Raw genomic sequence first — 21,017 nt, forward strand, 5'->3', positions numbered from 1 at the left:
CTGGGGTGGGGAAGTTGGAGAAGCCTCTCAACCCTGAGGAGGAGAGCCGGTGGAGCCGCTCTCACCCGTGGGGTAGAGGCCACTCCGCCGAACAGCTTCGTCCGGATTACGCTGCCCTCATGAGCGATGTCGATTTCTATGCCGCGCGCATGGAGCGCGCCGTCCTGGCCGCCACCGAGGCGGGCCTGGCCGGTCTGATCATCTCCCCGGGCCCCGATCTCGGCTGGCTCTGCGGATACCGCGTCCCGGCCGTCACCGAGCGCCTCACGGCCCTGCTCCTCCTCCCCGGCCGCAAGCCCCTGCTCGTGGTGCCCCGGCTGGAGCAGCCCGACGCCCAGCACTCGCCGGGCGCGGGCGCGTTGACGATCACCGGCTGGGCCGACGGCGAGGACCCCTACGCCACCCTCGCCGGGCACCTCGACCCGCGCGGCCGTTACGGCGTCTCCGACGCCACCTGGGCGCTGCACCTGCTGGCCTTCCAGCGAACGGCCCCCGGAGCGGGCTTCGGCGCGCTCACGGAGGTCCTCCCGATGCTGCGGGCCGTGAAGGACGCCCACGAGGTCGAGCTGCTCGCCGCCGCCGGAGCGGCCGCGGACGCCACCTACGAGACCGTGGTCGACCTGCGCTTCGCCGGGCGCCGCGAGCGCGAGGTGGCCGCCGACCTCGCCCGGCTGCTCCGGGAACACGGCCACTCCCAGGTCGACTTCACGATCGTCGGCTCCGGCCCCAACGGCGCCAACCCCCACCACGAGGCGGGCGAGCGGGTCATCGAGGACGGCGACATGGTCGTCCTGGACTTCGGCGGCCTCAAGGACGGCTACGGCTCCGACACCACCCGCACGGTGCACGTGGGCGAGCCGACGGCGGAGGAGCGCAAGGTCCACGACCTGGTGCGCGAGGCCCAGCAGGCGGCGTTCGAGGCGGTCCGCCCCGGGGTGGCCTGCCAGGACGTCGACCGCGTGGCCCGCCAGGTCATCCGCCGCGCGGGCTACGGCGAGTACTTCATCCACCGCACGGGGCACGGCATCGGCGTCACGACGCACGAGCCGCCGTACATGGTGGAGGGCGAACACCTGCCGCTGGTACCGGGGATGTGCTTCTCGATCGAGCCGGGGATCTATCTGCCGGGGCGGTTCGGGGTGCGGATCGAGGACATCGTGGTGTGCACGGAGTCCGGCGGGCGGAGGCTGAACAACACGGCGCGCGAGCTGCGGGTGGTGAGCTAGCCCCGGCCGGGGGCGCGAGGGGCACGAGGGGCACGAGGAGCGAGAGGGGGCGAGAACCCCCTCGGCCGTCTCACACCACCCGCATCCGGTGCGGGTCGTAGTCGTGCCCCGGCGCGCGGGTGGTCTGTCCGTACCGTGGCGCCCGCGCGTTGACGAACACCCAGGCCACGACGGCCGCCATCAGCATGATCCCCGCCCCCCACGCCATGGCGACGGCGAAGCCGTGGACGACACCGGCCCTGACGGCCACCGACGTCGCGATCGTGTTCAGCAGCGCCGTCCCGATCGAACCCCCCACCTGCTGCGCGGTGTTCACCGTCGCCGAGGCGACACCGGAGTCGCGCGGCGCCACCCCGGACGTGGCGACGTTGACGACCGGCATGAAGATCAGGCCCATGCCGAGGCCGACGAGGATCTCGGAGGGCAGGACGTGCGAGGCGTAGGCCGGCGCGGCGGTCAGGAACGTCAGCAGGAACAGCCCCGTCGCCGCGAGCAGGGCGCCCGGCACCATCAGCAGCCGGGGCGGCAGCCGGGTCATCAGCCGCGCGGAGATCTGCGTCGAGGCGATGACGATCGCGCCGCTCAGCGGCAGAAACGCCAGCCCGGTCCGGAGCGGTGAGTATCCGAGCACGACCTGAAAGTAGTAGGTCATGAACAGAAACATCCCGAACATCCCCACGACCGCCAGCGCCATCGTCATGACCGCGCCGCCCCGGTTGCGGTCACCGATGACGCGCGGCGGCAGCAGCGGGCTGCGCGCCCGCGTCTGCCACCGGGCGAAGACCGCCAGCAGCACCGTCCCGCCGCACAGCAGACCGAGGACCAACGGGCTGGACCAGCCACGCGGTTCGGCCTCGCTGCACGCGTACACGACGGCCACGAGCCCGCCGCAGCCGAGCAGCACCCCGGGCAGGTCGAGGCTCGGCCGGTCGGCTGGGAGCGGCCGGTGGTCGCGCAGCAGCAGGACCGCCCCGAGCAGCGCGACCAGCGCGATGGGCACGTTGACGTACAGGCACCAGCGCCAGTCCAGGTACTCCGTCAGCAGGCCACCGGTGATCAGGCCGATGGCGGCGCCGCCGCCCGCGATCGCGCCGTAGATCCCGAACGCCTTGCCGCGCTCGCGCAGGTCCGTGAACGTCGTCGTCAGCAGCGACAGCGCCGAGGGCGCCAGCACCGCCGCGAAGACGCCCTGAAGGGCGCGGGCCGCGTAGAGCGTGCCCTGGCTGTGCGCGGCGCCACCGAGCGCGGAGGCGACCGCGAAACCGACGAGTCCCAGGGTGAAGGCGCGTTTGCGCCCGACCCGGTCGGCGATCCTGCCCCCGAGCAGCAGGAGCCCGCCGAAGGCGAGGGAGTAGGCGGTGATGACCCACTGCCGGTGGGCGTCGGTCATCCCGAGTTCACGCTGGGCCGAGGGGAGAGCGATGTTCACGATGGTCGCGTCGAGGACGACCATCAGCTGCGCCAGTGCGATCACCACCAGCCCCCACCAGCGGCGGGGGTCGGCGTCGGATTCATCGGCTGCGTCGGCTATGGGAGGCTCGTTCGAGCTCATGGGTACCCGCTCTCGCGTGCTTACGCGCCGTGCGCGACGTGCAGAGGCTCGCGATCCAGCCTAGGCCTGCCGGGTGACATACGCCCCCCGGCGGCCAATCGCCTACTTGTTCGACGTATTTTGGCGTATCCGGGTCTTTCGCGGCGTATCCCGGAACGGGAGGCTCAGGGGACGAGCACGACCTTCCCGATCGTGCCGCGCGTCTCCAGCGCCCGGTGGGCGGCTGCCGCCTCGGCGAGCGGGAAGCGCTGCACGGCCGGTACGACGCGCCCCGCCGCGGCCTCCGCCAGGGACAGCTCCTCCAGCCGCCGCATCCCGGTCTCGCCCCCGCCGAACCGTTCCAGCATGGCCGGGCCGAGCACGTACCGCGAGGTGATGCCGCGCTCGGCGAGCCGGGCCGGGTCGAGGTCGAGCGGCCCGCCGCCGACCGTGCCGTGCGCGGACCAGCCGAAGACCAGGTGGAGCCCGCCGGGCGCCAGCAGGTCGACCGCGGCCAGGGCGGCCGGGCCGCCGACGCCGTCGAACACGACCGTGGCGGCACGCCCCCACAGGGCCGTACGGGCCCGCTCGGCCCACCCGGGGTCGTTGTAGTCGAGGGCGATGTCCGCGCCCAGCGCGCCGACGTGCGCGACCTTGGCCGGCCCGCCGGCCAGTCCGACGACGGTGGCGCCCGCGTTCCCGGCGTACTGCACGAGCAGCGAGCCGATGCCGCCCGCCGCGGCCGTCACGACCACGATGTCGTCCTCGCCCAGCTCGGTGAAGCCCAGGATGCCGAGCGCGGTGCGGCCCGTACCGATCATGGCGATGGCGTGGTCCTCGGCGAGCCCGTCCGGCAGCTCGTGGAGTCTGTCGGCGCCGACGACGGCCAGCTCCGCGTAGCCGCCGCCGGGGGCGGTACGGCCCAGGTGGGCGACGACGCGCCGGCCGAGCCAGTAGGGGTCGGTGCCCTCGCCGAGGGCGTCGACGGTGCCCGCGACCTCACGGCCGGGGACGGCCGGCAGCCCGGGCAGGCCGTAGGGGTTGCCGGGGTCCCCGGCGCGCTGGCCGGCGTCGACCAGGTGGACGCCCGCGGCCGCCACGGCCACCCGGACCTGGCCGGGGCCGGGAACGGGGTCCTCGACGCGCTCGTGGCGCAGGTTCTCGGCGGGGCCGAAGGCGTGCAGACGGACGGCGTGCATGGCGCTCTCCTCGAAGATCGTCACGGGGACGGTCCCGAGTCTTCAACCTCAACCAGAATTGAGGTCAAGGGGCACCTGGCGCCGCCCGGCGCTCAGACCCGGGGGAAGCGGCTCTGGAGGTCCCAGACGACGGGGTTGTCGGCGAGTCCCTCATGCATGTCCGCCAGATCCGCGACCAGATCGTGGAGGAAATCGCGGGCTTCGCGGCGCAGGGCCTTGTGGTCGAAGGTCAGCGGCGGGTCGTCCGGCGCCCAGTCGGCCGTGACCTCCACCCAGCCGAAACGGCGCTCGAAGACCAGGCAGTCGGTGGACTCGGTGAAGTCCAGCTCGGCGAACTGCGTCTGCGCCGAACGGCTGCCCCGGGGGTCGCGGTCGATCTTCTCCACGATGTCGCACAGCGCCCAGGCGAAGTCGAGCACCGGCACCCATCCCCAGGCTGTGGAAATCTCCCGGTCCTCCTTGACGTCGGCCAGATAGACGTCGCCGCAGAAGAGGTCGTGCCGCAGGGCGTGCACGTCAGCGGTGCGGTAGTCCGTCTGCGGAGGGTCCGGGAAGCGGCGGGAGAGGGAGTAGCCGAGGTCGATCACGCTTCGATGGTACGTATGCCGGGCGGGTGCGTAGGACGGGCGTGCGCGCGTACGGCGGGCGTGCGTGCGTACGACGGGTGTGCCCCCGCCGCCATAGGGGCGACGGGGGCACTGGGGGGTGTACCGGTGGGGGTGGACCCGTGGGGGCTACTTCACGTTGATCGCGGTCCAGGTGGCGGCGACCGTCTTGTACTCGTTGCTGGTGGCGCCGTAGAGGTCCGCGGTGGCCTTGAGGGTGGCGGTACGGGCGGCCTTGTAGTTGGTGGTGGAGGTGAAGTACGTGGTCAGGGCCTTGTACCAGATCTTGGTGGCCTTGTCCCGGCCGATGCCCGTGATCTTGGAGTTGTTGTAGGTGGGGCTGTTGTAGCTCACGCCGCCGACGACCTTGCTGCCGCTGCCCTCGGACAGCAGGTAGTAGAAGTGGTTGGCGGGGCCGGAGGAGTAGTGGACGTCGACGTTGCCCAGGGAGGACGACCAGTAGTCCTTGGAGCGGCCGTCCTTGCTCGGCTTGTCCATGTAGCGCAGCGGGGTGCCGTCGCCGTTGATGTCGATCTTCTCGCCGATGAGGTAGTCGCCCGGGTCGGTGGCGTTGTTGGCGTAGAACTCGGCGGCGGTGCCGAAGATGTCGGAGGTGGCCTCGTTCAGACCGCCGGACTCACCGCTGTAGCGCAGGTTGGCGGTGGCGGAGGTGACGCCGTGGCTCATCTCGTGGGCGGCCACGTCGAGCGCGGTCAGCGGGTGGGAGTCGTTCTCGCCGTCGCCGTAGGTCATGCAGAAGCACTCGTCGTCCCAGAAGGCGTTGACGTAGCCGCTGCCGTAGTGGACGCGGGAGTACGCGCCCTTGCCGTCGCCCTTGATGCCGCTGCGGCCGAGCACGTTCTTGTAGAAGTCCCAGGTGACGGCCGCGCCGTAGTGGGCGTCGACGCCCGCGGTCTGCCGGCCGCCGCCCCACACGTCGCTCGCGTTGGTGAAGAGCGCGCCGGTGCCGTCGGTGCCCTGGTTGAGGTCGTACGTCTTGTGGCCGCCGCGGTCGCCGTCGGTGAGCGTGTAGCCGGAGCCCGACTTGGTGGTGCTCAGCGAAACCTTTCCGCTGTAGGTGCTGGTCCCGGTGCCGGTCTCGATGGCCTCGTCCTGGAACAGCTTCTCACCGGTGTTCGCGTCGGTGATCACATGCAGCTTGCTGGGCGTGCCGTCCTTCTGGACGCCGGTGACCACGGTCTCGTACGCCAGGACCGGCTTGCCCTGCGCGGCCCAGATGACCTTGCGCGGCGCGCGGTCGGCGTCGGCCTTCGCGGTCTCCTTGCCTGCGGCGACGCTCAGCGCGCTCTTCTTGGCGGCGGCGGGCGCGAGGGAGGGCGTGGTGCTGGGCACGGCTATCTTGGCGTCGGTCGCCTTGGTGACGTCACGGGCGCCGTTCTTCTTCTGATGCACCACCAGGTCGCCGCCGAGCACCGGCAGACCCTCGTACGTGCGCTCGTAGCGCGTGTGCACGGTGCCGTCGGCGTCCTTCACGACGTCACGGACGACCAGCTTCTCCTTGCCGGCGTCCAGCCCGATCTTCGCGGCGGTCGAGGACGCCTCACCCTGCGCCTCCTTGACGGCGGAGGCCCGCTGTCCGGCCGACAGCGCCAACTGCTGCCCGCCCTGGGCCTTGTCGGCCGACGCGTTCGCCGAGCCCGACTGCACACCGATCACCACCATGGCGGCGGAGGCGACAAGTGCGGCGGCACGCAGGGAGTTCTTACGGGGGGTGGCGGTGATGCTTCTCAACTCGATCTCCTAAGAGGGGGGTTACGGGCAGCCCGAGCGGGGGCCGACCGTTGCGTCAGGAGTGGTACAGGAGCGAATTGAGGAGAGCGTGCCATCGATGGCCGGAGATTGACAGGGGCGCAACAAGGATTTGATCTGTTGGTAAACGCTGAGCGGTGGATTGGATCCGCTATGCGGTGAGTTGGGGGACGGGGGGATGTGCTCAACTGGTGGAGAAGGGCAGTTGAACAGAGGGAAAGGGGTGACGGGAATGGATATCGGAATGTACGCGGAGGACTACGTTCCGGAGCAATTCCGCGTACAGGCGAGGGCGTTGCGCGAAGAGGCGTGGCCCGGGCTGGGGGGAATCCCGCACGATCCCGCGTTGAATCCGCTGACGATACTGCTGGTAACGCCGGACGGAGAAGTCAGGGCGGTGCTCGATGTCCTGTCGAAGGACATCGAGCACGAGGGCGTCCGTTACCGGGCGGCGGGCCTGAGTTCGGTCGTCACGGCCGGGGCGCACCAGGGCAAAGGACACGGGCGGCAGCTCGTGGCTGCCGCCCGTGAATTCATCGCGAAAAGCGGTGCGGACCTGGGAATCTTCACCTGCGACCGCCCCTTGCGGGGCTTCTACGAGGGGGCCGGCTGGCGCGCGCTGGAGGGCGCCGTGCTCGTCGGGGGCACCCCGGAGGCCCCCTTCCCCAGCGACCGCCCGGGATTCGACAAGGTCGCGATGGCGGACTTCTTCACCGAGCGGGGGCGGCGGGGCGCGGCCTCGTTCCGGGACGCCCGGATCGGGCTGTACCCGGGTGGGATCGACAGGTTGTGGTGAGAGCTGAGGCGAGGGTTGCGGTGAGAGGGGATACCGGGGCTACGGCTGGTCGTCCGGCTTCCGCTCCTGGGTGCCGAGCTGCTCGTTGATCTTCTGCTGAGCGGTGTCGACCTGGCTCTGGTACTTGTTCCCCGTCCTCGCGTCGAACGCGTCGCCGGCCTTCTCGACGCCCTGCCGGGCTGTGTCCTCATGCCCCTTGAGCAGGTCCTTGAGTTTGTCGAGCATGGACATGGTCGTCCTCCTTACGGAACGCCTGACGCCTTCAGGATCGCCGCGTTCCGGCCGTGCCGCATCCTGGGGACGGGGGGCGTGCGGGGTCGTGCGGGGCCGTGTGGGGTCGCACGGACGGGCTTGCGGTTGCCGTTACGTCAACTCCTACGGTCTTTCCCAGGGCCGGAGAGACCGGCCCGGTGGTGAGGGAAGGCTGAGGCGGATGGCCTGGTCGATCGCGGATGTGGCCCGGATGTCCGGGGTGACGTCCCGGACGCTGCGGCACTACGACGAGATCGGGCTGCTGCCGCCCGCGTGGACCGGGCACGGGGGGCTCCGCCACTACGAGGAGGCCGAACTGCTGCGGTTGCAGCAGATCCTCCTGATGCGGGAGCTGGGCCTGGGGCTGCGCGAGATCCAGGCGGTCCTGGACAGCCAGGTCGACCGGCTGGCCGCGCTCCGTGAGCACTACGAGCGCCTGCTGGGCGAACGCGACCGGCTGGAGACGCTCGTCCGCACCGTCGGCCGCACCATCACCGAACTGGAGGAAGGAAAGGACGACAACGGCATGACGAAGATCAACCGTCCGGAGAACCTGTTCGAGGGCTTCGACCCCGCCGACGCCGAGATCGAGGCGGAGGTGCGGGAGCGGTGGCCGGAGCAGTGGGAGCAGTCCCGGCAGGCCGTCGAGGCGATGACCGCCGAGGACACGGAGCGGTGGCAGCGGGAGGTGACGGCGCAGATGATCCGCATGGCGGAGTTCATGGCGGCCGGCGTCCCGGTCACCGACCCGGCGGTACAGGCCGAGGTGGAGACCCACTACCAGGGCGTGTGCGGCTTCTGGACCCCGTGCGCGGCCGCGTACAAGGGGGTGGGGCAGACCTACGTCGACGACCCGAGGTTCCGCGCGAACTTCGACAAGATCGCCGAGGGGCTGGCCGGCTACCAGCGCGACGCGATGGCCGTCTACGCGGACGCCCGGCTGGGCTGAGCGGCCGGGGGCTTGCCGCCTTTCACCCCGTGTCGGCCCGCACCTTGTTTCGGCCTGACTCGGCCTGCCTCAGCCCGTCCTGTCGCCCAGCGATTCCAGCAGGGCCCGCAGCGATCCCGTCAGTGCCTCCCGCTCGGCCGGGCTCAGGGCGGCCAGGAGGCGTTCCTCCGTGGCGATGTGGTCCGGGAGGGCGCGGTCGATGAGGGCGCGGCCCTCGTCAGTGAGGGAGACGACGACGCTGCGGCCGTCGTGGTCGCTGCGGGTGCGGGTGACGAGGCCGCGGGCCTCGAGGCGGTCGAGGCGCTGGGTGATGGCGCCGGAGGTGACCATCGACGAGCGCATCAGCTCGGCCGGGGTGAGGCGGTGCGGGGGGCCGTTGCGGCGGAGGGTGGCGAGGACGTCGAAGGAGGCGCCGTCCAGGTCGTGGGCGGCGAACGTGCGCCGGAGCTCGGTGTTGACCAGCTGGTGGAGCCGGTTCAGGCGGCCGATCACGGCCATGGGGGAGGGGTCCAGGTCGGGCCGCTCTCGTGCCCACTGTTCCAGTACTCGGTCGACGTGATCTGTCACGGCCCCAGCCTAGCAATGTCTTAGCGGTGAGGTAGATCACTCACCGATAGCTTAGCGCTGAGTTATATTGGCTTAGTGCTAAGCAATCGGATCGGGATCGTGTTCCTCACCGCTCTGGCGCCCGCCATCTGGGGCACCACCTATGCCGTCACCACAGAGTTCCTGCCGCCCGGCCGGCCCCTGCTGGCGGCGGTCGTGCGGGCGCTGCCCGCCGGGCTCGTCCTGGTGGCCGTGACCCGTCGGCTGCCCAAGGGCGACTGGTGGTGGCGGGCGCTGGTGCTGGGGGCGCTCAACATCGGGGCGTTCTTCGCGCTGCTGTTCGTCGCCGCGTACCGGCTGCCCGGCGGTGTGGCCGCCACCATCGGGGCGGTGCAGCCCCTGCTGGCCGCCGGGCTCTCCACCGGATTGCTGGGGGAGCGGCTCTCCCTGCGCACGGTGATCGCCGGCGCGGTGGGCGTGGCCGGCGTCAGCCTGCTCGTCCTGCGGGCCGACGCGCGGCTCGACGGGATCGGGGTGGCGGCCGCGGTCGGCGGCGCGGTGGTGATGGCCACCGGCGTCGTGCTCAGCAAGCGCTGGGCCTCGTCCGCGCCGCCGCTCGCGGCGACGGGCTGGCAGCTGGTCGCCGGTGGCGTGCTGCTGCTCCCGGTCGCCCTCGTCGTGGAGGGCGCGCCGCCCACGTCGCTCACCGCGGCGAACCTCGCCGGGTACGGCTATCTGGCCGTCGTCGGCTCGGCGTTCGCCTACGTGCTGTGGTTCCGCGGCATACAGGCGCTGCCCGCCACGGACGTCACCTTCCTCGGGCTGCTGAGCCCCGTCGTCGCCACGGTGGTCGGTTGGCTCGCGCTCGGTCAGTCCCTCACCGTCGCGCAGGGGCTGGGTGGGTTGGTCGTCCTGGGCGCCCTGGTCCTGGCACAGGCACAGTTCAAACCCCGTCAACTCGGAACCCGTCGACTCGCCCGGACCCAGAGGAGCTGAAAGTCATGGAAAAGACAGAAAAGACCGTCAAGTCCCTGCGCGTCACCGTCATCGGCGCGGGCGGGAACGTCGGACGCCGCGTCGTCGCCGAGGCCCTGGACCGGGGGCACGCCGTCACCGCCGTCGTCCGCGATCCGGCCCGGGCCCTGGCGGCGGGGCTGCCCGAGGCAGCGGAAATACGCGTCGGCGATGCGGGAAACGTCAGGGACGTCGCTGCCTTGAGCGCCGGGCAGGACGTGGTCATCGGCGCCACCCGCCCCGCCCCGGGACAGGAGGGCGAGCTCGCCGCCATGGCGGAGGCCCTGCTGGCCGGGGTCGCGGAAGCCGGGACCCGGCTGCTGCTCGTCGGCGGCGCGGGGAACCTCTCCGTGCCGGGCACGGGCGGTCGTACCCTCGTCGTCGACGACCCGGCGTACGTCCCCGAGGCGTGGCGGCCCATCGCGGTGGCCTGCGGCGAGCAACTGGCCGTCTGCCGCGCGGCCGGCGAGGGCGTGGACTGGACGTACCTGAGCCCGCCGGCGCTGCTGGAGCCGGGCGAGCGGACCGGCGCCTACCGGCTCGGCCGCGACGAACTGCTCGTCGACGGCGAGGGGAGGTCGGCCGTCTCCATGGAGGACCTGGCCGTGGCCCTGCTGGACGAGGCCGAACGGCCGGGGCACCGCCGGGCCCGGTTCACGGTGGCGTACTGAAGCCGCCTGCCGAAACCGCGCACTGGGGTGGGTGCGCGGAGGGCCGCCCCTCCCCTCGCGGGGACGAGGCGGCCCTCCGGCGTCGTTCGCCGGACGTTTCCGGCAGACGTTCAGGCGTTCAGACGCTCAGACGTGTCCGTCAGACGTTGACGCCGAAGTCCTTGGCGATGCCGACGAGGCCGGACGCGTAGCCCTGGCCGACAGCGCGGAACTTCCACTCGGCGCCGTTGCGGTAGAGCTCGCCGAAGACCATGGCCGTCTCGGTGGCCGCGTCCTCGCTGAGGTCGTAGCGGGCGATCTCGGCGCCGCCGGCCTGGTTGACGATGCGGATGTAGGCGTTGCGGACCTGGCCGAAGTTCTGCGAGCGGGCCGCGGCGTCGTAGATGGAGACCGGGAAGACGATCTTGGTGATGTCGGCCGGGAGGGCCGCCAGGTTCACATTGATCTGCTCGTCGTCGCCCTCGCCCTGGCCGGTGGTGTTGTCACCGGTGTGGACGATGGACTGGTCCGGCGTCGACTTGTTGTTGAAGAAGACGAAGTGGGCGTCGGAGTAGACCCGGCCGCCCGCGTTCACGGCGATGGCGCTGGCGTCGAGGTCGAAGTCGGTGCCGGTGGTGGTGCGGACGTCCCAGCCGAGGCCGACCGTGACGGCCGTCAGGCCCGGGGCCTCCTTGGTGAGGGAGACGTTGCCGCCCTTGGACAGGCTTACAGCCATGGGATGGGTCCCTTTCTGCTTCTACGTCGACTCGCGGCGCGCTCCAGGCCGCCGTCACACTCCTGATAACGCCATGTGGGGGACCCGGGGTTCCATTCCGCTTTACTTTCTTTACCGCTTCCTGACGCCGTGGCCTTCGTGGATAAACGAGGTGACGTGTCCGCGTCCGCCGGGGGAACATGGACGCATGTCCGGTCCCCACGTCATCCGCGGCTCCGTCTCCCTCCCCGAGGCCGAGCTCATGTGGCGCTTCTCGCGTTCCTCCGGGCCGGGCGGTCAGCACGTCAACACGAGCGACAGTCAGGTCGAGCTGCGCTTCGACCTCGCGGCGACGAACGCGCTGCCCGAGGTGTGGAAGGAGCGCGCGCTGGAGCGGCTCGCGAGCCGGCTCGTCGACGGCGTCGTGACCGTACGGGCCTCCGAGCACCGCTCGCAGTGGCGGAACCGCGAGGCGGCGGCCGTGCGGCTGGCGGCGCTGCTGGCCGAGGCGAGCGCGCCGCCGCCGAAGCCGCGGCGGGCCACGAAGATCCCGCGCGGCATCAATGAGCGGCGGCTGCGCGAGAAGAAGCAGCGCGCCGACACCAAACGGGGGCGTTCCGGGCGCGATTGGCACTGACGCCGATTGGCACTGACGCCGACTGGCACTGACGCCGATCGGTGCCGACCGCTAGGCCCATCGATCGCGGTCAGTCCAGGTGGCGGTAGCGCCCTCGGAAGTATGCGAGCGGGCCGCTCTCCACGGCGGGCGTGACCGCCCGGAGCACCCGTCCGATGACGAGCGTGTGGTCCCCGGCCACCACGCGCTGCTCGGTGCGGCATTCGAGGGTCGCCAGGGTGCCCTCGATCAGGGGGGCGCCGCTGACCGCGCCGCGCTCGTGGGGGACGTCCGCGAAGAGGAGCCGGTCGCTGACGCGGCCCTTCATGGCGAAACGGCCCGCGATGTGGCGCTGGCCCTCGGCGAGCACGGAGACCGCCCATGCGGGCTGCCGCTCCAGCAGGTCGTCCATGCGGGAGCCGTTACGGACGCTCACCATCACCAGGGGCGGTTCCAGGGAGACGGAGACGAAGGCGGTGGCCGTCATGCCGACGTCCTCGCCGCGGGGGCCGTCCTCCGGGTCGTGGGCGGTCACGAGCACGACGCCGGCCGCGAGCCGGGTCAGGGCGGCGCGGAATTCGTCGGCGGGCACCCCCTCGGGGTGGCCCTCGTGGTGGGTGTCGGGCTCGGCGGTCACTCCAACAGGATGGGCTATGCCGGTCTCGGTGGGCGAAGTCGTCTGCAACACGCCTCGCACGCTAGCCGTCCCGGGGGACGAGACGCATCGGGCGGGGGGACCAGTCGGGGTTCCGGTCCGGTCCTAGGTCTTGAGAACCTGTGCGCGTACAGTCCGCGTGCGGTGATGCCGGTCCGTGTGCGGTGACGCATATCCACGTGGGAATCGGTCCGGAAGAGATCTGATCATGTCCGTTCGTGTCTTTTCCGGGCCGTCGAATTTGCGTTCATTAAGCATAAGAGCGCGCTCGAACGCCAGGGGTGGGACTTCAACGCCTCCTGTGACATGAGTCACAGAGGGCGCTAATTGTTGACCCTGTGTACCGGGTGGTCAGCTCGCTGTGATTCAGTGGCCGGGTAATCGGACGAACAAGAAGCCTGGAGTTTGCTGTCGAGGTCTCGGGGGAGAGCGAGCTATGGAGACCGAGTCGGAGCCGTACGTCCGCCTGGCCACACTGAAACAGGTCCATCGGGCGATCGCGGACCTGAACACCGCGCGCAGCCTCGCGGACACCTTGCAGACCGTCGCCGACGGTGTCGTGTCCGGGCTCGGCTACGAGCTCTCCGCCGTCAACCTCGTCCGCCCGGACGGCGATCTGGTCGTCGCCGCCGTGGCCGGGAGCGCCAGCGCGGAGGCCCTGATGGCGGGGCGTGTCGGCTCGCGCGTGTCATGGGAGCGGCGGCTGGCGATGGGTGACGAGTGGGGCGAGCTGCGCTTCATCCCGTACACCGAGGGCTGGATCCTCGACGACGACGACGTCCCCCAGTGGCACACCGCCGGCCCCGCGCCGCGCTTCGCGGACGAGTGGCACCCGATGGACCGGCTCTTCGCCCCGATGTACTCCACGGGCCCCTCCGGCGGCGAACTGCTCGGCGTCATTTCTGTGGACAAACCGCGCAATGGCCGTAGACCCGGCGCATGGGGCCGGGAGGCTCTTCAGATGTATGCGTCGCAAGCGGCGATTGCGATCAGTAACGCTCGTCTACGCGCAAATATGCAGCGCGCCCTGGTCCGGCTCGAACGGGAACAGCAGGCATTGCGTGCGAGCGAGGAGAGTTTCCGGCAGGCGTTCGAATACGCGCCGAGCGGGATGGCCATCGCCGAGATGGGTGGCGACCAGCACGGCCGGCTCCACCGCACCAATGACGCGCTGTGCCGGCTGCTCGGCCGCTCCGCCTCCCAGATGCGCCGCTACTCCTTCGCCGACCTCGTCCACCCCGAGGACATAGGCACCCTGCTCCGCACCTCCGCCGAGGGCGGCCGCGCCGAGCTGCGGCTGGCGCGGCGCGACGGCACGTTCGTCTGGGTGTCGCTGCGCAACTCGGTCGTGGCCGACGCCGCCGACGGCCCGCGCTTCCTGCTCACCCATGTGGAGGACATCGAGGAGCGCAAGCGGCACGAGCTCCAGCTCGCCCACCGCGCCAGCCACGACTCCCTGACCGGCCTGCCCAACAGCGCCGAGCTCCGCGCCCGCCTCAGCAGCCGGCTCTGCGGCCGCCCGCCCGGCAGCGAGACCCACGCGGCGGCGGCCACCGGCCCGTACGGGGCGCTCGACGGCTTCGCGGAGGTCGCGAGCGTCGAGGGCACGGCGTATGTGCCGGAGCCGCTGCCGGCGGGTGCCGTGGGAGGGCTTCCCGCCGCCGGTCACGGCCACGGCTTCGGCTCCGACACCGGGCCCGACTACGCGCCGGACTTCCCGCCCGAGGACTACGGCGGCGGACCGGGCCTCTCCGCCGGCTACGGCTACGGCCATGGTCACGGCCACGCCTACGACCACCACGAGCACGCGATCGCCCCGGACGAGGACGCCGACGACGGCACCAAGGGCCTGGCCGTCCTCTTCTGCGACCTCGACGGCTTCAAATTGATCAACGACCGGTTCGGGCACCACACGGGCGACGCGGTGCTGATAGAGGTCGCCCGGCGGCTGAGCAACGGCGTGCGGGAGGGCGACACCGTCGCCCGGCTCGGCGGCGACGAGTTCGTCGTCCTCGCGGACGGGCTGGCCCTCGCCGACGCGGAGGATCTTGCCGTACGGCTGAGAAATGCCATCATTCCGCCCATAAGGGTCGATGGCCGGGCCGTCCGGGTGGGGGCGAGTTTCGGAATCGGCTGGGCCGGCTGCGGTATGAGCGCCGACGAAGTGCTGCACTCCGCCGACCAGCGGATGTACATGGAGAAGCGGGCGCGGGCGAAGGCGGGAAGACGCGCCGGATGAGTGCCGGTTTGCCCGGCCCCCCGAGACCGGGTGCACGGCGTGAAACCACCCACTCGGGGTACGCTTCGCCGATGCGGCACCGCCGACGGGGACACCATGTGGGATATGGGGAGTGACAGGGGATGACGGCCGGTAACAACGGCACGGGCACCGGTTCCGGAGCGTCCGGCGCGCCGGAGAACGACGACCCGTTCGGCTACCTGTACCGCTCGGAGGGCGGCGGGTCCACCGAGGGCGGTCAGCAGCAGACCGCCGCCTATCAGCCGGGCGTTCCCCGCACGTCCTACAACCAGGTACGGCCTGTGGGCTCGCGCACGTACGGCGGCGCGCAGGGCGTCGGCTCGACCGCGCCCCGCCCGGCCGCCGGGCCGAACCCGCACTACGCGGCTCCGGAGACGCTGCCGGGCGGAATGCCCGCCCAGGGCGGCCGCGCCCAGGGCGCCCCGAGCGGCCACGGCGCGGCCCCGGCGCGACCGAAGCGGCGCGGGCTGCTCATAGCCGCGATAGCGGTCGTGCTCGTGGTCGCGGGTGGCATCGGCGTGGCGATGCTGACGAACAGCTCGTCCGACGACAAGCAGACGACGGCGGGCGGCGAGGAGAAGCCCGGCGACGACGGGCAGGCCAAGGGCGACGACGCGAAGAAAAAGAAGGAAAAGGACAAGGGCAAGGACGACCAGCCGAAGAATCCTTCGGTCAATGACCAGAGGAAGCGTGACGCGTCGAACCTCCGGCTGAGCGGCGGTGCCACCACGGAGAAGACCGTGAAGGGTGCGAATGCCGACGGGGGCATCTACATCACCGGCATGAACCAGCCGGGCGCGGCCGTCGAATGGACCGTGGACGTCGCGGAGGCCGGGAACTACCGGCTGAACCTTCGCTACGGCGTGCCCGGCAAGGACGCCAGCCTCACCACGTGGGCGAACGGCAACAAGACCACGACCTCCATCAACATGAAGAACTACGGCGCCAAGCCGGGTGACTGGGAGAACGGCTGGTTCACCAGCTGGGTCCAGGTGACGCTCAACAAGGGCACCAACGTCCTCAAGGTCTCCTGCGAGCCCGGTAACCAGTGCGAGTCCCACCTCGACCAGCTCTGGATCAGCTGACGACCCCCAGAAACCCCGCCACCGCCCCCGCCATCGCCTCGCGAGCGGGGGCGAGGTACGCCCTGGGATCAACGGTTGAGAGACGGCCCTCCAGGAAGGCTCGTACCGCGCCCGTGTAGGCGGTGTTCAGGGCCGTTCCGACGTTGATTTTCTTCATGCCGGCGGCGATGGCACGGCGGATTTCCGCGTCCGGAACGCCCGAGGAGCCGTGGAGGACGAGCGGGACCGGGACGGTGGCGGCGAGGGTGGCGATGAGGGTGTGGTCGAGGGCGGCCGTGCGTTCGGTCATGGCGTGGGTGCTGCCTACCGCCACGGCCAGGGCGTCCACGCCCGTGTCGGCCACGTAGGCAGCCGCCTCGGCCGGGTCGGTGCGGACGCCGGGGGTGTGGGCGTCGCCCGCCTTGCCGCCGATGCGGCCGATCTCCGCCTCCAGCCAGAGGCCACGTTCGTGCGCCCAGCGGGCGGCGGAGGCCGTGGCCTTCACGTTGTCGCCGTAGGGCAGCTTCGACGCGTCGAACATGATGGAGCTGAAGTCGTGGGCGTGCGCGGCGCGGAGGAGGTCCGCGCTTTCGACGTGGTCCAGGTGGAGGGCGAGCGGGGCCGTCGAGGTGCGGGCCACGGCTGCCGTCGCGGCGGCGATGGGGGCCAGGTTCCCGCCGTGGAACTTCACCGCGTTCTCGGAGATCTGGAGGATGGCCGGGGCGCCGGCCGCCTCCGCGCCGAGCGCGATCGCTTCGGCGTGTTCTACGGTGATGACGTTGAAGGCGGCTACGGCTCCGCGTGCGGTCATCAGGTCTTGGGTGCGGGTCAGTGGCATGTGCGGCTCAACCCTTCCGTGGGTGACGGGTGTTTCGGCACCGCCGGGTCGCGCCGCGTGGGCCGATCGCCGTCGCGGCGGGGGAGGGGCCCCAGTCCCACCCCTTCCCGTAACCGGGGCTTCGCCCCGGGCCCTGGGGTCCTCACAGCTCCTCGACCCGTACGCCCGCCCTCAACTCCTCGTATGCCCCCGCGTCGAACTCGCCCGCCCCCGGTGCCCGGACCGTCGCCGCCGACAGGGCCACCGCGCGTATCAGGCGGTCCGGCCAGGGCAGGCCCTCCGTCAGGGCCGAGAGGAGGCCCGCGACGGCCGAGTCGCCCGCGCCCGTGGGGTTGCCCCGCAGGGGAGCGGGTGGGGTGGCGCGCCAGGTGCCAGTGGGGGTGACGGCGAGCATGCCCTCGGGGCCCAGCGACGCCGCGACCGCGTGGGCGCCGCGGCGGCGGGCGTCCAGGGCCGCGGGGAGGGGGTCCGTGGAGCCCGTCAGCGCGGCCAGTTCGGCGGCGTTGGGCTTGACGACGTCCGGGCGGGCGGCGATGCCGCGCCGCAGCGGCTCGCCGCTGGTGTCGAGGAGGACGGGCACGTGCCGGGCGCGGGCCTGGCGGATCAGGTGGGCGTAGGCGCCGACGGGGACACCCGGCGGCAGGCTGCCGCACAGGGCGACGGCCTCGGCGTCGCGCAGGAGGTGGCCGTAACGGTCGTCGAAGGCGGCCCACTCGGCCGGAGTGACGTCCGGGCCCGCCTCGTTGAGCTGCGTCGTGTCGCCGGTCGCGTCGTCCACGACGGCCACCGTGCGGCGCGTCGCGCCGGTGATGGGCACCAGCGCGTCGGTCAGCGAGCCCGTCGACTCCGCGAGGAGCCGGCGCAGGGTGTCGCCCGTGGCGCCGCCCGCGAAGCCGGTGACCACCGTCTCGTGGCCCAGCGCGGCCAGCACCCGTGCGACGTTCACGCCCTTGCCGCCCGGCCGTTCGGCCGAGTGCCGGACGCGGTGCGAGGTGTGCGGGAGCAACCGGGGGACGCGGTAGGTCAGATCGAGCGCGGCGTTGAGCGTGACCGTGAGGATCATCGGCGCCTCTCTCGACGGTGGTGGATGCGCGCCAGTGATCATGCCAAAGCGGGGGCGGCAGGCCCAGACCTCGGGGCCCACCGCTCTCGATGAAGTGGGCGGATAATTACCGCACTTCCGGCTTAACCAGCCATTCGCCCTTGCGCATCACACCGACGAGGCCGAACGCCTCGTCCAGGACGACCAGGTCCGCGTCCTTGCCCGGCTCGATCGTGCCGATCCGGTCCGACAGGCCCAGCAGCCGCGCCGGGGTCGTCGACAGGGCCCGTACCGCGTCCTCGACCGGCAGCCGGTCCACCGTCACCGCGCGCTTGAACGCCGTGTCGAGCGTGAGCGTCGAGCCCGCGATCGAGCCGGCCGTCGGGCCGTCCGCGATCCGCGCCACGCCGTCCTTGACCTCGACGCTCATCGGGCCCAGCGGGTACATCCCGTCGCTCATGCCCGCCGCGCCCATCGCGTCCGTGATGAACGCGACCCGGTCCGGGCCCGCCTGGGAGAACGCCAGCTGGAGGGCTGCCGGGTGGAGGTGGGTGCCGTCGTCGATCAGCTCCACCGTGACCCGCTCGTCCTCCAGCAGCGCCGCGATCGGGCCGGGCGCGCGGTGCAGGAGGGAAGGCATCGCGTTGAAGAGGTGGGTGGCGACCGTCGCGCCCGCGTCGATGGCTTCGAGGGTGGCCTCGTAGGTGGAGTCCGTGTGGCCCACGGCGGCGATCACGCCGTGGTCGGCGAGCAGCCGGACCGACTCCAGGCCGCCGGGGAGCTCCGGCGCCAGCGTCATCATCCGCGCCGTGCCGCGCGCCGCGTCGACGAGCTTGCGGACGTCCGCCGGGTCCGGGTCGCGGAGGAGTTCCGGCTGGTGGGCGCCGCAGCGGTGCGGGGAGATGAACGGGCCCTCGAAGTGGATGCCCGCCAGGTCGCCCTGCTCGGTCAGCTCGGCGAGGGTCGCCGCCTGCCGGGCCAGGTCGTCCAGGTCGCCCGTGACCGTCGAGGCGACCATGGTGGTGGTGCCGTGGGCGCGGTGGGTGCGGATCGCGGTGAGCGCCTCCTCGGCGTCGCCGGACGAGAAGGACGCGCCGCCGCCGCCGTGGACGTGGATGTCCACGAAGCCGGGGACGATCCAGTGGCCGGTCAGGTCGACAGCTGTTTCCGCACCACCGCGCGGCGTGTTCTCCGCGATGCGGCCGCCCGCGATCGTTACGCGGCCCCCCTCCGCCACCCCGGTCGGCAGCGCTACGCGGGCGCCGGTGAGAACCGTTCGTTCGGCCATCAGGCGGATACCTCCATGGATTCCGTGTCGAGCGTTGCGAGTAGGTCCCAGGCGAGCAGGCCCGCGCCCAGGCAGCCGGCCGTGTCCCCGAGGGCCGCCGGGACGATCCGGGGGAGCTTCTGGAAGGTGACGCGCTCGGCCACCGCCGCGCGCAGGGGGGCGAAGAGGGTTTCCCCCGCCTCGGCCAGGCCACCGCCGATGATCAGCACGCGCGGGTCGAGCAGGGTCAGGGCCGTCACCAGGCCGTCGGCCAGCGCCTCCACCGCGTGCCGCCACACCTTCTGGGCGCGCGGGTCGCCCGACGCCACGGCCTTCGCGCAGTCGGCGGCGTCTGCGGCGGGGTCGCCGCTCGCCTCCGCCCAGGCGCGGCTGACCGCCGACGCGGAGGCGATCGTCTCCAGACAGCCGCGGCCGCCGCAGCCGCAGTCGAGGGCGTCGGCGTCGGCGCCGCGGCGCACGGCGATGTGGCCGATCTCGCCCGCGTAGCCGTGGGCGCCCGCCTCGATGCGGCCGTCGATCCCTATCGCTCCGGCGATGCCGGTGCCCAGCGGTACGAAGAGGAAGCGGTCGGCGCCCCGGCCGGCGCCGACGCGGCCCTCGGCGAGGCCGCCGGTGCGGACGTCGTGGCCGAGGGCGACGGGGGTGCCGGCCAGGTGGTCGCTGAGGCGGTCGCGGAGGGGGAGGTCGCGCCAGCCGAGGTTGGCGGCGTAGACGGCGGTGCCGGTGGCGGTGTCCACGATGCCGGGTACGGCGATGCCGGCCGCGGCGGCCGGCTCCCCGTACGTACGGCGGCCGTGCTCGCGGAGGTCCGCGGCGAGGGCGAGGATGCCGGCCACGACGGCTTCGGGGCCCTTGGCGCGCTCGGTCGGCCTGCGGGTCTCGTACAGCAGGGTGTGGTCCGGGGCGACCAGCGCGGCCTTGATGGCGGTGCCGCCTACGTCCAGGGCGATGACGTGTTTCACGTCTGTAGTTTCGCCCTTGCGGGCATGAAAGGTCTAGTCCACTCGCCGCGCGCCTCCCGCGCGGGGTTCTGTCGACTTGCCGGGCACCCCCACGGTGGTCAGCCGGAAAGCACCACGCTCCGCGTGAGGTGACGCGGCGCGTCGGGGTTCAGCCCCCTGGACTCCGCCACCGCCACCGCGAGCCGCTGCGCCCGCACCAGATCCGCCATCGGATCGCGGCCCGGCTCCGCCACGAGCGTGGCTCCCGTCGCCGCGACCTGCGCCGCCAACCCCTCCGGCAGTGGCCCGAAGGACCACACCACCCGCCCCGGCCCCGCGATCGCCACCGGACCGTGGCGGTACTCCATCGCCGGGTACGCCTCCGTCCACGCCCCCGCCGCCTCCCGCATCTTCAGCGCCGCCTCCTGCGCCAGGCCGTACGTCCACTCCTGGCCCAGGAACGTCCACTGTTCCGCTGCCAGGAGGGAGGGCGGCAAGGGGGTCGCCAGGGCCCCCTCCACTTCGTCCGCCGCCGTCACGATCGCCGCCTCGGCGGACGGCGAGAGGCCCGCGCGGAGGAAGGCCAGGGCCGTCGTCGCGAAGCGGGTCTGGACGACGGACTCCTCGTCCGCCCAGTCCAGGACGGCCGTGTCGGTCGCGGCGTCCATGACGGGCGTCCTGGGGTCCGCGGTGATCGCCAGCGTGGGGGTGCTCGCGGTTTCCGACAGCAGCCGCAGCACCTCCGTCGTCGTACCGGAGCGGGTGATCGCCACGACGCGGTCGTACGCGCGGCCGCGCGGGAACCCGGACGCGGCGAACGCGTCCGTCTCGCCCTGCCCCGCCGCCTCGCGCAGCGCCGCGTAGGCCTGGGCCATGAACCACGACGTGCCGCAGCCGGTGACCGCCACGCGTTCGCCGGGGGACGGGAGGCCCGTCGTGAGCTTCGCGGCACGGGCCGCCCGGCGCCAGCTCTCCGGCTGGGTGACGAGTTCACGGTGGGTGAGCGACGGGGACGACGGGGACGGAGACGAGGACGGCTTCATGTGCTTGCTCCTTGCGG

21 protein-coding genes are annotated in these 21,017 nt (G+C 72.0%); 8 read left to right on the forward strand and 13 right to left on the reverse strand.

Translation table 11 applies throughout. The features are described 5' to 3' along the window. Positions 1-119: 119 nt before the first annotated feature. Complete coding sequence (locus ACFYZR_RS04130) at positions 120-1,226, forward strand: aminopeptidase P family protein (RefSeq protein WP_391904716.1); 1,107 nt, start codon at positions 120-122, stop codon at positions 1,224-1,226. Positions 1,227-1,296: 70 nt separating this feature from the next. Here the strand turns inward: ACFYZR_RS04130 and ACFYZR_RS04135 are convergent, their stop codons facing one another. From ACFYZR_RS04135 to ACFYZR_RS04150, 4 genes are all read right to left on the reverse strand, one after another. Further along, positions 1,297-2,778 carry an MFS transporter gene (locus tag ACFYZR_RS04135; RefSeq protein WP_391904718.1) on the reverse strand — a complete coding sequence of 494 codons (1,482 nt, stop codon included), beginning with the start codon at positions 2,776-2,778 and terminating at the stop codon, positions 1,297-1,299. A 164-nt stretch (positions 2,779-2,942) separates the two neighbouring features. Then, positions 2,943-3,956, reverse strand: coding sequence for a zinc-binding dehydrogenase (locus tag ACFYZR_RS04140; protein ID WP_391905984.1), 1,014 nt, complete (start codon positions 3,954-3,956; stop codon positions 2,943-2,945). Positions 3,957-4,048: 92 nt separating this feature from the next. Beyond that, positions 4,049-4,543, reverse strand: a complete 495-nt coding sequence (locus ACFYZR_RS04145; protein ID WP_391904721.1) for a hypothetical protein — start codon at positions 4,541-4,543, stop codon at positions 4,049-4,051. A 147-nt stretch (positions 4,544-4,690) separates the two neighbouring features. Beyond that, positions 4,691-6,313, reverse strand: a complete 1,623-nt coding sequence (locus ACFYZR_RS04150) for a M4 family metallopeptidase (protein WP_391904723.1) — start codon at positions 6,311-6,313, stop codon at positions 4,691-4,693. A gap of 262 nt (positions 6,314-6,575) precedes the next feature. On the opposite strand from ACFYZR_RS04150, the gene ACFYZR_RS04155 reads away from it, so the two are divergent. Beyond that, positions 6,576-7,127 carry a GNAT family N-acetyltransferase gene (locus ACFYZR_RS04155; protein ID WP_391904726.1) on the forward strand — a complete coding sequence of 184 codons (552 nt, stop codon included), beginning with the start codon at positions 6,576-6,578 and terminating at the stop codon, positions 7,125-7,127. Between the two features lie 39 nt (positions 7,128-7,166). Here the strand turns inward: ACFYZR_RS04155 and ACFYZR_RS04160 are convergent, their stop codons facing one another. Next, on the reverse strand, positions 7,167-7,358 hold the full coding sequence (locus ACFYZR_RS04160) for an antitoxin (protein WP_391904728.1): 192 nt from the start codon (positions 7,356-7,358) through the stop codon (positions 7,167-7,169). Between the two features lie 202 nt (positions 7,359-7,560). Here ACFYZR_RS04160 and ACFYZR_RS04165 point away from each other — a divergent pair, with 202 nt between their 5' ends. After that, entirely contained in the window at positions 7,561-8,328 is a 768-nt protein-coding gene (locus ACFYZR_RS04165; RefSeq protein WP_391904731.1) for a MerR family transcriptional regulator, read from the forward strand. Between the two features lie 69 nt (positions 8,329-8,397). On the opposite strand, the gene ACFYZR_RS04170 is transcribed toward ACFYZR_RS04165, so the two are convergent. Then, positions 8,398-8,895: a MarR family winged helix-turn-helix transcriptional regulator gene (locus ACFYZR_RS04170; protein ID WP_391904734.1), complete on the reverse strand. Its 498-nt coding sequence runs from the start codon at positions 8,893-8,895 to the stop codon at positions 8,398-8,400. A 99-nt stretch (positions 8,896-8,994) separates the two neighbouring features. Here ACFYZR_RS04170 and ACFYZR_RS04175 point away from each other — a divergent pair, with 99 nt between their 5' ends. Both ACFYZR_RS04175 and ACFYZR_RS04180 read left to right on the forward strand, forming a co-directional pair. Continuing rightward, positions 8,995-9,870, forward strand: coding sequence for an EamA family transporter (locus ACFYZR_RS04175; RefSeq protein ID WP_391904737.1), 876 nt, complete (start codon positions 8,995-8,997; stop codon positions 9,868-9,870). Between the two features lie 35 nt (positions 9,871-9,905). Next, entirely contained in the window at positions 9,906-10,559 is a 654-nt protein-coding gene (locus ACFYZR_RS04180; protein ID WP_391905987.1) for an NAD(P)-dependent oxidoreductase, read from the forward strand. Between the two features lie 139 nt (positions 10,560-10,698). On the opposite strand, the gene ACFYZR_RS04185 is transcribed toward ACFYZR_RS04180, so the two are convergent. Continuing rightward, positions 10,699-11,274: a TerD family protein gene (locus ACFYZR_RS04185; RefSeq protein ID WP_391904740.1), complete on the reverse strand. Its 576-nt coding sequence runs from the start codon at positions 11,272-11,274 to the stop codon at positions 10,699-10,701. A 187-nt stretch (positions 11,275-11,461) separates the two neighbouring features. On the opposite strand from ACFYZR_RS04185, the gene arfB reads away from it, so the two are divergent. Continuing rightward, a complete protein-coding gene (gene arfB / locus ACFYZR_RS04190; RefSeq protein WP_391904742.1) occupies positions 11,462-11,890 on the forward strand; it encodes an alternative ribosome rescue aminoacyl-tRNA hydrolase ArfB in 429 nt (142 codons plus the stop codon). A 70-nt stretch (positions 11,891-11,960) separates the two neighbouring features. Here the strand turns inward: arfB and ACFYZR_RS04195 are convergent, their stop codons facing one another. Further along, positions 11,961-12,524, reverse strand: a complete 564-nt coding sequence (locus tag ACFYZR_RS04195; RefSeq protein WP_391905989.1) for a flavin reductase family protein — start codon at positions 12,522-12,524, stop codon at positions 11,961-11,963. A 436-nt stretch (positions 12,525-12,960) separates the two neighbouring features. Between ACFYZR_RS04195 and cdgB the strand changes: the two genes are divergently transcribed. Together cdgB and ACFYZR_RS04205 are read left to right on the forward strand one after the other, a co-directional pair. Next, the gene (cdgB, locus tag ACFYZR_RS04200; protein ID WP_391904744.1) at positions 12,961-14,763 is read left to right on the forward strand and encodes a diguanylate cyclase CdgB; all 1,803 of its coding nucleotides are present in this window, start codon (positions 12,961-12,963) and stop codon (positions 14,761-14,763) included. Between the two features lie 122 nt (positions 14,764-14,885). Continuing rightward, positions 14,886-15,869: a carbohydrate-binding protein gene (locus tag ACFYZR_RS04205; RefSeq protein ID WP_391904745.1), complete on the forward strand. Its 984-nt coding sequence runs from the start codon at positions 14,886-14,888 to the stop codon at positions 15,867-15,869. Here ACFYZR_RS04205 and ACFYZR_RS04210 read toward each other — a convergent pair. The 5 genes from ACFYZR_RS04210 to ACFYZR_RS04230 all read right to left on the reverse strand — a co-directional run bounded on the left by ACFYZR_RS04210 (position 15,862) and on the right by ACFYZR_RS04230 (position 21,000). After that, complete coding sequence (locus ACFYZR_RS04210; protein WP_391904747.1) at positions 15,862-16,686, reverse strand: class II fructose-bisphosphate aldolase; 825 nt, start codon at positions 16,684-16,686, stop codon at positions 15,862-15,864. The two genes, ACFYZR_RS04205 and ACFYZR_RS04210, sit on opposite strands and share 8 nt — an antisense overlap. Before the next feature lie 142 nt (positions 16,687-16,828). Further along, entirely contained in the window at positions 16,829-17,749 is a 921-nt protein-coding gene (locus ACFYZR_RS04215) for a 1-phosphofructokinase family hexose kinase (protein ID WP_391904748.1), read from the reverse strand. Positions 17,750-17,855: 106 nt separating this feature from the next. Then, positions 17,856-19,016, reverse strand: a complete 1,161-nt coding sequence (gene nagA, locus ACFYZR_RS04220; RefSeq protein WP_391904749.1) for an N-acetylglucosamine-6-phosphate deacetylase — start codon at positions 19,014-19,016, stop codon at positions 17,856-17,858. Further along, on the reverse strand, positions 19,016-19,978 hold the full coding sequence (locus tag ACFYZR_RS04225; RefSeq protein WP_391904750.1) for an ROK family protein: 963 nt from the start codon (positions 19,976-19,978) through the stop codon (positions 19,016-19,018). Before ACFYZR_RS04225 ends, nagA begins: the two co-directional genes overlap by 1 nt. Positions 19,979-20,076: 98 nt before the next feature. Then, positions 20,077-21,000 (reverse strand): SIS domain-containing protein, encoded by a 924-nt coding sequence (locus tag ACFYZR_RS04230; protein WP_391904751.1) that lies wholly within the window; start codon positions 20,998-21,000, stop codon positions 20,077-20,079. Between the last annotated feature and the right edge of the window lie 17 nt (positions 21,001-21,017).

The sequence above is a fragment of the Streptomyces sp. NPDC001678 genome, assembly GCF_042892945.1.
In the GTDB taxonomy this organism is placed as follows: Bacteria; Actinomycetota; Actinomycetes; order Streptomycetales; family Streptomycetaceae; genus Streptomyces.

Bases quoted from the DNA above. Each gene is read 5' to 3' on its own strand.
- ACFYZR_RS04130 (WP_391904716.1), top strand. From the start codon at position 120: ATGAGCGATGTCGATTTCTATGCCGCGCGCATGGAGCGCGCCGTCCTG.
- ACFYZR_RS04135 (WP_391904718.1), bottom strand. From the start codon at position 2,778: ATGAGCTCGAACGAGCCTCCCATAGCCGACGCAGCCGATGAATCCGAC.
- ACFYZR_RS04140 (WP_391905984.1), bottom strand. From the start codon at position 3,956: ATGCACGCCGTCCGTCTGCACGCCTTCGGCCCCGCCGAGAACCTGCGC.
- ACFYZR_RS04155 (WP_391904726.1), top strand. From the start codon at position 6,576: ATGTACGCGGAGGACTACGTTCCGGAGCAATTCCGCGTACAGGCGAGG.
- ACFYZR_RS04160 (WP_391904728.1), bottom strand. From the start codon at position 7,358: ATGTCCATGCTCGACAAACTCAAGGACCTGCTCAAGGGGCATGAGGAC.
- ACFYZR_RS04165 (WP_391904731.1), top strand. From the start codon at position 7,561: ATGGCCTGGTCGATCGCGGATGTGGCCCGGATGTCCGGGGTGACGTCC.
- ACFYZR_RS04185 (WP_391904740.1), bottom strand. From the start codon at position 11,274: ATGGCTGTAAGCCTGTCCAAGGGCGGCAACGTCTCCCTCACCAAGGAG.
- arfB (WP_391904742.1), top strand. From the start codon at position 11,462: ATGTCCGGTCCCCACGTCATCCGCGGCTCCGTCTCCCTCCCCGAGGCC.
- cdgB (WP_391904744.1), top strand. From the start codon at position 12,961: ATGGAGACCGAGTCGGAGCCGTACGTCCGCCTGGCCACACTGAAACAG.
- ACFYZR_RS04205 (WP_391904745.1), top strand. From the start codon at position 14,886: ATGACGGCCGGTAACAACGGCACGGGCACCGGTTCCGGAGCGTCCGGC.
- ACFYZR_RS04210 (WP_391904747.1), bottom strand. From the start codon at position 16,686: ATGCCACTGACCCGCACCCAAGACCTGATGACCGCACGCGGAGCCGTA.
- ACFYZR_RS04215 (WP_391904748.1), bottom strand. From the start codon at position 17,749: ATGATCCTCACGGTCACGCTCAACGCCGCGCTCGATCTGACCTACCGC.
- nagA (WP_391904749.1), bottom strand. From the start codon at position 19,016: ATGGCCGAACGAACGGTTCTCACCGGCGCCCGCGTAGCGCTGCCGACC.
- ACFYZR_RS04230 (WP_391904751.1), bottom strand. From the start codon at position 21,000: ATGAAGCCGTCCTCGTCTCCGTCCCCGTCGTCCCCGTCGCTCACCCAC.